Genomic DNA, 10,208 nt, shown 5'->3' on the forward strand with positions numbered 1-10,208 from the left:
CCCCCGCTTCGCGGTAGAGGTGGGATTTGCATAACGGCGGCAGTCCCCTCTCCCGCGAAGCGGGGGAGGGTTAGGGAGGGGGTATCCGCCGCCACCTGTCACACACCGGCGAGGCGCGCATGACCAACCTCAGCCTCGCGCTTCGCCTTGCCCGGCGGGAGCTGCGCACCGGCCTGAAGGGCTTCTGGGTCTTCCTCGCCTGCCTCGCCCTGGGCGTGGCGGCCATCGCCTCGGTGCAGTCGGTGTCGAGCGGTCTGCTCGACGGGCTGGCGAGCGACGGGCGGTCGATCCTGGGCGGTGACGTCGCGTTGCGGCAACTCTACACCCCGCCGACCGACGAGCAGATGGCCGCCCTGAAAGCCGATGGCCGGGTGTCGACCTCCGCCGAGATGCGGGCGATGGCGCGGGCGGGCGATGAAACGCGCTCCTCCCTGGTCGAGTTGAAGGCGGTCGACGACCTCTATCCGCTCTACGGCACCGTCACGCTGGAGGGCGGCGGCGACCTGCGCGACGCGCTGGCGCAGAAGGATGGCCGCTGGGGCGCGGTGGTCGAGGCCAGTCTGGTCGATCGGCTGGGGGTCAAGCCCGGCGACACCATCCGCATCGGCGAAGGCGCCTACCGCGTCGCCGCCGTGCTGGACCGCGAGCCGGACCGCGCCTCCTCCAACGCCTTTTCACTGGGCCCGAGGGTGCTGGTGGCGCTGCCGTCGCTGCAGGCTACCGGGTTGCTGCAACCGGGCAGCCTTACATGGTGGAGCGCCAAGGTGGCGCTGCCGCCGCAAACCGACCTGAAGGCGTGGCAGGAGGGGTTGCGCACCCGCTTTCCCGACGCGCCCTGGCGGATGCGCGACTACACCAACGCCTCGCCGCAGATCGAGCGTTTCATCGACCGCATGACGCTGTTCCTGACGCTGGTCGGGCTGACAGCGCTGCTGGTCGGCGGCGTCGGGGTCGGCAATGCGGTGCGCAGCCATCTGGACTCCCGCGCCCGCACCATCGCCATGATGAAGTGCATCGGCGCGCCGGGGGCGCTGGTCTTCGAGCTCTATCTGGCGCAGATCCTGGCGCTCGCGCTGCTGGGCATCCTCATCGGGCTGGCGCTGGGCGCGGTGGCGCCGCTGGCGCTGGGCCGGCTGCTCGACGGCGTGCTGCCGGTGTCGGCCCATATCGGCGTTTATCCCGGAGCTTTGGCGCTCGCCGCGCTCTATGGCGTGCTGACGGCGCTGACCTTCTCGCTGTGGCCGCTGGGCCGGGCGCGCGAGGTGCCGGCGGGCGCCCTGTTCCGCGACGTCATCGCCCCGGCCGGCGGGCAGCCGCGCATGCCCTATACCGTCGCGATGATCCTGTCGGCCCTGGCGCTCGCCGGGCTGGCAGTGCTGACGGCGCACAACAAGCTGTTCGCCCTGTGGTTCGTCGGCGGATCCATCGCCACCTTCCTGGCCTTCCGCGCCGCAGCGGCGCTGGTCACCTGGGGGGCGAAGCGGGTGGGGCGCGTCCGGCGGCCGGGGCTGCGGCTGGCGCTCGCCAACCTGCATCGGCCGGGGAACCCGACGGCGGCGGTGGTGCTGTCGCTGGGGCTCGGCCTGACGGTGCTGGTCGCCATCGCGCTGATCCAGGGCAACTTCTCCCGCCGGGTGTCGGAGACCATCCCGCAGGATGCCCCCGCCTTCTTCTTCGTCGACATCCAGCGCGACCAGTTCGACCCCTTGCGCGACCTCGTGACCGCCGTCCCCGGCACCAGTTCCTTCGAGGCGGTACCGAGCCTGCGCGGCCGGATCGAGCGGGTGAACGGGCAGGAGGCGGAAAAGGCGCTGGTCAATCCGGAGCAGGCATGGATCCTGGCCGGCGACCGCGGCATCACCTATTCCGCGACGATCCCGAAGCATTCCACCGTCACCGCCGGCAGTTGGTGGCCGCAGGATTATGCCGGACCGCCGCTGATCTCCATCCATCAGAGCGTCGCCGAGGCCTTCGGCATCGGTCCCGGCGCCACCCTGACCATCAACATCCTGGGCCGCAGCATCGAGGCCAAGGTCGCCAACGTGCGCTCCGCCGATTTCAGCAGCATGGCGATCAACTTCACCATGGTCTTCGCCCCCGGCACGTTGGAAGGCGCGCCGCAGACCTGGGTCGCCACCGTCCGCGCCACGCCCGACGCCGAGACGCAGGTGCAGCGCGCCGTGCTGCAGCGCTTTCCCAACATCACCATGGTGCGGGTCAAGGACGCGCTGGACACGGTGTCGGAGATGCTGGGCCATATCGGCACCGCGGTGCGCATCGTCGCCGGCATCACGCTGGCCGCCGGCACGCTGGTCCTGGCCGGTGCGGTTGCCGCCGGGCACCGCCGCCGGGTCTATGATGCGGTGGTGCTGAAGGTGCTGGGGGCCACGCGCGGCGACGTGCTGCGCGCCTTTCTGCTGGAATATGGGCTGCTCGGCCTGCTGACCGCCGTGATCGCCGGCATCATCGGCACGCTGACCGCCTGGGCGGTGCTGAAGTTCCTGATGCATTGGGAATGGAGCTTCCTGCCGTCGGCGGTCATCACCACCGCTTTGCTGAGCACGGCGATCACGCTTGCTTTCGGGTTCTATGGTACTTGGCGCGCTCTGGGCCAGCCTTCGGCGCCATTGCTTCGGAACGAGTGACGCCTGAGTCATGAAGCCGCAGGAAAAACGAATCGTGAAAGCTTTTTCATCTGGAAAAAGCGCTGCCGATTCCTATTGAACCGCCTGACGGACTCGCCAATATGTCCTGCGACGGGATCACCCTATTCCACCGAGGAAACCAAACCATGGCAGACCCGACCTATAACCGCTTCGCGACCGTGGGCCGCGCGACAGATCGGGGATACTTCGACGAAGGCCTGCGGCAGCACATGCTGCGCGTGTACAACTACATGGGTGCCGGCCTGATCCTGACGGGTCTGGTCGCCGCGCTCGTGTCGTCCAGCCCGGCCATGCTCCAGGCCATCTTCGGCACGCCGCTGAAGTGGGTGGTGATGCTGGCCCCGCTGGCTTTCGTCATGGTGCTGTCCTTCGGCATCCAGCGCCTGTCCTTCGCATCCGCCCAGTTGATCTTCTGGGCCTATTGCGGTGCCATGGGCCTGTCGATGTCGGCCATCTTCCTGGTCTTCACCGGGGCGTCGATCGCGCTGACCTTCTTCGTCACCGCCGCCACCTTCCTGGCGATGAGCCTGTACGGCTACACCACGAAGGCCGACCTGTCGAAGATGGGCTCGTTCCTGATCATGGGCGTCATCGGTCTGGTGATCGCCGGTCTGGCGAACATCTTCTTCCAGTCGCCGGCCCTGCATTTCGCGATCTCCGCCATCGGCGTGCTGATCTTCACCGGCCTGACCGCCTATGACACGCAGGCGATCAAGGAAAGCTACGCCGAGGGCTACGATCACGAGAGCACCGGCAAGCTGGCCCTGATGGGCGCCCTGACGCTGTACCTGGACTTCATCAACCTGTTCCAGTTCCTGCTGCAGTTCCTGGGCCAGCGCAACAACGACTGATCCTAAAGACGCCTGATCGGACAAGCATCGGATCAAGCAGCAGCCGCCCGGAAGCACCCCGCTTCCGGGCGGTTTTCTTTTGGTCAGGTCTCCACCGTCACCGGGTCGCCGACCGCCAGCCCCAGCACCCGGTCGGCTCGCCCGCGGTTGACGGCGATTTCCGCCAGTCCGTTTGAGTTCTCGTACCACAGCGGCTGCCCCGGTCCGACGGCTCCGAAGGTGCGGGCGCGAGCGATGCGACTGCCTGCCACGGTCAACACCGCGTCGGCGGGCAAAGTGGTGGCGCGCATGCCGGTCATGGCGTTGCCGTAGACATCGACATAGACGATGCGCGGCAGCTCGTCCGGCCAGTCGGGACGGTCGATGGCGGCGGGGGCGAGCGGGCTGCGGTCGACCGGGCGACCGGTGGCGAGGCTGGCGGCGACAGGTGCGAACAGGTCGCGTCCGTGGAAGCTGGCGGACAGCCGGTCCGGAATCCAGTCGATGGTCCAGGCGTTTAGCGACGTTGCGCGGCGGGCGATCAGGGCGAACAGGCCGTTGTCGGGACCGACGAACCAACGCCCATCTGCCTCGACCATCACCGGCCGGCGGTCGGTGCCGACGCCAGGATCGACGACGCAGAGGAAGACGCTGCCGGCGGGAAAGGCCGGGGCGTAGGCAGCCAGCAGATAGGCGGACAGCTGCGGGTCGAAGGCGGGGGCGTCGGCGAACAGGTCGATGACCGGGACGGTGGGCGCCTGTTGCGCCAACACCGCCTTCATCTGGCCGGTGTAGGGGCCGGAGAGGCCGAAGTCGGTGAAGAGCAGGATCATACTGTGTTGTCCCCTCTACGGCTTTGCCCCCTCCCTGACCCTCCCCCGCTATCGCGGGAGAGGGGACTGCCGCCGCTTCGCAGATAACTCATGCCGACAAGCGTCCAACCCCCTCTCCCGCGAAGCGGGGGAGGGATGGGGAGGGGGCAATCGAAGCCAACCCCTCACACCGACTTCGTATCCAGCGCATACCCCGCCGACCGTACGGTGCGGATCAGGTCCAGTTCGTCCTCTTCGTTCATCGCCTTGCGCAGGCGGCGGATGTGTACGTCCACCGTACGCGGCTCGACGTACACGTCGTGGCCCCACACCAGATCGAGGAGCTGTTCGCGCGAGAAGACGCGGCCGGGATGCTGCATGAAGTGGCGCAACAGGCGGAATTCGGTGGGCCCGAGATGTACGTCCCGGCCGTTGCGGCGTACGCGGTGGGCGGCCAGATCCATCGTCACGTCGGCGAAGGTCAGCACCTCGTCGGTCATGCCGGGGGAGGCGCGGCGCAGCACGGCGCGCATGCGGGCCACCAGCTCGGTCGGGGAGAAGGGCTTGGTGATGTAGTCGTCGGCGCCGGAATTAAGGCCGCGCACCCGGTCGCCCTCCTCGCCGCGGGCGGTCAGCATGATGATCGGGATGTCGCGGGTCTTGGCATTGCGGCGCAGCTGGCGGCAGACCTCCAGCCCGCTCATCAGCGGCAGCATCCAGTCGAGCAGCACGATGTGCGGCGTCTGTTCGCCGGCGGCCAGCAGGGCCTCCTCGCCGTCGCTGGCGGTGGCGACGCGGAAGCCTTCCTTTTCCAGGTTGTACTTCAGCAGCGTCAGGATGTCGGCCTCGTCCTCGACGATCAGAACGAGCGGCTTCAGGGCCGCATTCATGGTGGCTCCGTTGACAGCGCGCGTCTCGACGTTAACCGGCATGGGACAGCCTTTTCAACAAAGGAGGAAGGGGACAGGAGTAGGGCACAGTGGCGCAGGACTCAGCCGTAGCGGCCGGTGATGTAGCCCTGGGTGCGCTCGTCGCGCGGGTTGGTGAAGATTTCCTCGGTGTCGTCGCACTCCACCATCTCGCCCAGATGGAAGAAGGCGGTGCGCTGGGACACGCGGGCGGCCTGCTGCATGTTGTGGGTGACGATGACGATGGTATAGTTGGCCCGCAGCTCGTCGATCAGCTCCTCGATATGAGCGGTCGCAATGGGGTCGAGCGCCGAGCAGGGCTCGTCCATCAGGATCACCTCGGGGCTGACGGCGATGGCGCGGGCGATGCACAGCCGCTGCTGCTGGCCGCCGGACAGGCTGGTGCCGGGCTCGCGCAGGCGGTCCTTCACCTCCGCCCACAGACCGGCGCGTTTCAGCGAGGTCTGCACCACCTCGTCCAGCTCGTCCCGTCCCGATGCGAGGCCGTGGATGCGCGGGCCGTAGGAGACGTTGTCGTAGATCGACTTTGGGAAGGGGTTCGGCTTCTGGAACACCATGCCGACGCGGGCGCGCAGCTGCACCGCATCGACCGCCTTGCCATAGACGTCCTCGCCGTCCAGCGCGATCCGCCCTTCGACCCGGCAGCCCTCGATGGTGTCGTTCATCCGGTTCAGGCAGCGCAGGAAGGTCGACTTGCCACAGCCGGACGGGCCGATCAGCGCCAGCACCCGGTTTTCCTGGATGTCGAGATCGATGCCCCGCAGCGCCTGCTTGGCGCCGTAGAACACCTTCACCCCATGGGTTGTCATCTTGTTGGGCAGGGCGGCAGTGGAGGCCCGGTCCGGTTGCCGGTCGCCACGGGACCGCAGCTTCAGCGGGCTCGGGATGCTGCCTGGAATGCTCATGGGGCGCTCACCACCGTCTCTCGAAAATCTTGCGCAGGATCACGGCCGCCCCATTCAGCAGGATCAGGACGCCGAGCAGGATCAGGATCGCCGCGGAGGTGCGCTCGGTGAAGGCACGCTCGGGGCTGTCGGCCCACATGTAGATCTGCACCGGCAGCACCGTGGCGCTGTCGGTCAGCCCGTGGGGGATGTCGACGATGAAGGCGACCATGCCGATCATCAGCAGCGGCGCCGTCTCGCCCAGCGCGCGGGCCATGCCGATGATTGTGCCGGTCAGGATGCCGGGCATCGCCAGCGGCAGCACATGGTGCAGCACCGTCTGCAGCGGCGAGGCGCCGATGCCCAGCGCCGCTTGGCGGATCGACGGCGGCACCGCCTTCAGGGCGACGCGGGACGCGATGATGATGACCGGCAACGTCATCAGCGCCATCACCAGCCCGCCGACCAGCGGGGCGGAACGGGGCATGCCGAAGAAGCCGAGGAAAACGGCCAGACCCAGCAGGCCGAAGATGATCGACGGCACCGCGGCGAGGTTGTTGATGTTCACCTCGATCAGGTCGGTCCAGCGGTTTTTCGGCGCGAATTCCTCCAGATAGACCGCCGCGGCAATGCCGGTCGGCACCGACAGCGCCATGGTCACCAGCAGGGTCAGCAGCGAGCCGACGATGGCGCCGCCGATGCCGGCCTGTTCCGGCTCACGGCTGTCGCCGGCGGTGAACAGGGTGGTGTTGAAGCCCTGCGCCAGCGCGCCGGAGGCCAGCAGCGCGTCGGCCGCCGCGACCTTGGCATCGCTGAGGCCGCGCTCGCTTTCCGGCAGGTCGCGTCGATAGCCGCCCTTCACCAGCTGATCGATCTGGTCGTCGGCGCGGACCCAGACGGTCCGGGTCGTCCCGACCAGCGCCGGGTCCTTGGCGACCATCGCCTCCAGCTCGTACGGCGCGCCCGACGACAGCAGGTCGTTCAGCACACGGCGGCCGGCGCGGTCGGTCACCTGCGGGAACTGGGCGTAGAGGGAGCGGCGCAGCAGGGCGGTGTAATTGCGGTCGGCGACCTCCGCCGGGTCGAGCGTCACCTCCAGCCGGATGCGCGCCTCCAGGAAGGCACTGGCGCCCTTGGCGACGATGGAGCCCAGCAGCAGCATCAGGATCAGCGCCGCCAGCGCCACCGCGGCGGCGCCAGCCAGCCGGAAGCGGCGCTCCGCGGCATGGCGGGCGCGCAGCCGGCGGGCGAAGGCCTCGCTGCGCAGGCGCGACTTCGGCACGGAGGAGGGTGCAGGGGAAGGCGTCACGGCCGCCACGTCCTGCTCGACGAGGTCAGTCATATTTTTCCCGATAGGTCCGGACCACCCGCAAGGCGACCATGTTGAGGCAGAGCGTGACGAGGAACAGCACGAGGCCGAGGCCGAAGGCCGACAGCGTCTTCGGGCTGTCGAACTCCTGGTCGCCGACCAGCAGCGTGGCGATTTGGGTGGTGACGGTGGTCACCGCCTGCAACGGGTTGGCGGTCATGTTGGCGGTCAGGCCCGACGCCATGGTGACGATCATCGTCTCGCCGATGGCGCGGCTGACCGCCAGCATCACCGCGGCGACGATGCCCGGCAGCGCCGCCGGCAGGACCACCTGCTTGATCGTCTCCGACTTGGTGGCGCCGAGGCCGTAGGAGCCGTCGCGCAAGCTCTGCGGCACCGCGTTGATGACGTCGTCCGACAGGGAGCTGACAAAGGGGATGATCATCACCCCCATGACGATGCCGGCCGCCAGCGCAGATTCGGAACTGACGTCCAGCCCCAGCGCCTCGCCGACCGAACGCACGAAGGGCGCCATGGTCAGCGCGGCGAAGAAGCCGTAGACCACCGTCGGGATGCCGGCCAGGATTTCCAGCGCCGGCTTCAGCCAGGTGCGGACGCCGCGTCCGGCATATTCCGACATGTAGATCGCCGCCATCAGCCCGACCGGCACCGCCACCAGCATCGCGATCACGGTGATGAGAAGCGTGCCGGCGAACAGCGGGATCGCGCCGAAGGAGCCGCTGGACCCGACCTGATCGGCCCGCATCGCCATCTGCGGGCTCCAATGGGTGCCGAACAGGAAGTCCAACGGCGAGACGACGGTGAAGAAGCGCAGCGCCTCGAACAGCAGCGACAGGACGATGCCGACCGTGGTCAGGATGGCGACCAGCGAGCAGACGACCAGCGCCACCCGCACCACCCGCTCCACCGCCGGGCGGGCGCGCAGGTCCGGGCCGATGCGGTGGCGGCCCCAGGCCAGCCCGGCGACGGCGAGGCTGGCGCCGACGGCCAGCAGGCTCCAGTCGGCGAGGTCGCGGAGGGCGGAGTAGCGGCGGGCCGCCTCCGTCACCAGCGGATCAGCCTCGCGCCCGGTGGCGATGCCGTGGGCGAGATTGAGGATGTCGGCCTTCAGCAGGGCGACCGACTGGCCGTCGCCGGTGGTCAGCCGGTCAGGCAATGATGACAGCACCAGCTGCATCGCCAGCCAGCCTTCCGACGCCGTCCAGGCGACGAACAGCAGCAGCGCCGGCAGACCGGCCCACAGCGCGACATAGACGCCATGGTAGGAGGGGACCGAATGCAGCTCCGCCACCCGCCCGCCGACCGACGATGCCGCGCGCGACCGGCCGATCAGGAAGCCGATCACGGTGAGCAGGGCCAGGATCAGGGCGAGGAGGGTCAGCTGCATGCGGGTCGCTTCGGCGGAAGAGGGGCAGGCGGAAAAGAGGCAGGCGGAGAAGGGCTGGTCAGAACTGGAGCGGAGTCAGGTTGACCGCCTCGATGCGGGCGGCCTCGCGCAACGCCTTCGGCTCCGGGATCAGGCCCTTGTCGACCAGATAGCCGTCGTCGCCCAACGCGCGTTCCGAGGTGTATTCGCCGATGAACTCGCGGATGCCCGGAATGACGCCGGCATGGGCATTCTTGACATAGATGTAGAGCGGGCGCGCCAGCTCGTACTTTCCGGCGGCCACCGTCTCCGCCGTCAGGTCGACCCCGTCCATCTTCGCCGCCTGCAGCGTGTCACGGTTCTGGTCGAGATAGCTGTAGCCGAAGACGCCGAAGGCGTTGGGGTTGGCGGTCAGCTTCTGGACGATCAGGTTGTCGTTTTCGCCGGCCTCGACATAGGCGCCGTCCTCGCGGATGGTCATGCAGGCGCGCTCACGGGCCTTTTCGTCGGGGACCGCCTTGGCGACCTCGGCCACCTTCTTGCAGCCTTCCAGCATCGCCAGCTCGTTGAAGGTGTCGCGCGTACCGGAGGTGGGCGGCGGACCCAGCACCTCGATCGCCGCCTTGGGGAGAGACGGGTCGATGTCGGACCACAGCTTGTAAGGATTGGCGACCAGCGCGCCGTTCACCGGCACTTCCTTCGCCAGCGCCTTCCACAGCACGACGGTCGACAGCGACACCGGAGCGGCCTTCCTGGACGAGGCCAGGGCGATGCCGTCATAGCCGATCTTCAGTTCGGTGATCGTGGTGACGCCGTTGGCGGCGCACTGGTCGACTTCCGACTTCTTGATCCGGCGCGACGCGTTGGCGATGTCGGGATGGGCCGGGCCGACGCCGGCGCAGAACAGCTTCAGCCCGCCACCGGTGCCGGTCGATTCGATCACCGGGGTCTTGAACTTGCCGGTCTTGCCGAAGGCCTCCGCCACCGCGGTGGTGAAGGGGAAAACGGTGGAGGAGCCCACCGCGCGGATCTGGTCGCGTGATTGCGCCGATGCGGGGGCGGCGGCAAGGCCGAGCGCCAAGGCCAGGGCAGTCGCGGCGAAGACATGCGTCCGGGTGGTCACGGGTGCCCCTCCTTGAGGAAACGGAGACTGGTCCATCGGAATGGCGCGGACCATAGACCGGGAGGGCGACCGAATGATTGCGTTTTTATGACACTTTCATGACGGCGTCACAGAATGATGGGTTTCTCTCACTCCCCACCGAATCCCCTCTCCCCCCCGGGGAGAGAGTTAGGGTGAGGGGGGAGCGCGGCGGGAGCTTTGGAGAACACACGCAGTGCTTCCCCCTCACCCCGGCCCTCTCCCCGGGGGGGAGAGGGAGAAACCGCCT

The 10,208-nt window shown here is 68.2% G+C and carries 8 protein-coding genes; 2 read left to right on the forward strand and 6 right to left on the reverse strand.

The genetic code is table 11. From position 1 onward, the window contains the following. Positions 1 to 119 precede the first annotated feature (119 nt). Both TSO5_RS13475 and TSO5_RS13480 read left to right on the forward strand, forming a co-directional pair. Entirely contained in the window at positions 120 to 2,645 is a 2,526-nt protein-coding gene (locus TSO5_RS13475; RefSeq protein WP_109152072.1) for an FtsX-like permease family protein, read from the forward strand. Between the two features lie 146 nt (positions 2,646 to 2,791). After that, positions 2,792 to 3,517: a Bax inhibitor-1/YccA family protein gene (locus TSO5_RS13480; RefSeq protein ID WP_109152073.1), complete on the forward strand. Its 726-nt coding sequence runs from the start codon at positions 2,792 to 2,794 to the stop codon at positions 3,515 to 3,517. Positions 3,518 to 3,600: 83 nt separating this feature from the next. Here the strand turns inward: TSO5_RS13480 and TSO5_RS13485 are convergent, their stop codons facing one another. From TSO5_RS13485 to TSO5_RS13510, 6 genes are all read right to left on the reverse strand, one after another. Continuing rightward, entirely contained in the window at positions 3,601 to 4,329 is a 729-nt protein-coding gene (locus TSO5_RS13485) for an SAM-dependent chlorinase/fluorinase (protein WP_109152074.1), read from the reverse strand. Positions 4,330 to 4,493: 164 nt separating this feature from the next. After that, positions 4,494 to 5,198 (reverse strand): phosphate regulon transcriptional regulator PhoB, encoded by a 705-nt coding sequence (gene phoB, locus TSO5_RS13490; protein ID WP_083896944.1) that lies wholly within the window; start codon positions 5,196 to 5,198, stop codon positions 4,494 to 4,496. A gap of 101 nt (positions 5,199 to 5,299) precedes the next feature. Further along, positions 5,300 to 6,142, reverse strand: coding sequence for a phosphate ABC transporter ATP-binding protein PstB (gene pstB, locus TSO5_RS13495; protein ID WP_109152075.1), 843 nt, complete (start codon positions 6,140 to 6,142; stop codon positions 5,300 to 5,302). A 7-nt stretch (positions 6,143 to 6,149) separates the two neighbouring features. Continuing rightward, complete coding sequence (gene pstA, locus TSO5_RS13500) at positions 6,150 to 7,463, reverse strand: phosphate ABC transporter permease PstA (protein WP_109152076.1); 1,314 nt, start codon at positions 7,461 to 7,463, stop codon at positions 6,150 to 6,152. Then, positions 7,456 to 8,838: a phosphate ABC transporter permease subunit PstC gene (gene pstC, locus TSO5_RS13505; RefSeq protein ID WP_109152077.1), complete on the reverse strand. Its 1,383-nt coding sequence runs from the start codon at positions 8,836 to 8,838 to the stop codon at positions 7,456 to 7,458. The genes pstA and pstC overlap by 8 nt, the downstream gene beginning before the upstream one ends. A gap of 58 nt (positions 8,839 to 8,896) precedes the next feature. Beyond that, the gene (locus TSO5_RS13510) at positions 8,897 to 9,940 is read right to left on the reverse strand and encodes a PstS family phosphate ABC transporter substrate-binding protein (protein WP_109152078.1); all 1,044 of its coding nucleotides are present in this window, start codon (positions 9,938 to 9,940) and stop codon (positions 8,897 to 8,899) included. Positions 9,941 to 10,208: the final 268 nt, after the last annotated feature.

This window comes from Azospirillum sp. TSO5, from assembly GCF_003116065.1.
Lineage (GTDB): Bacteria > Pseudomonadota > Alphaproteobacteria > Azospirillales > Azospirillaceae > Azospirillum.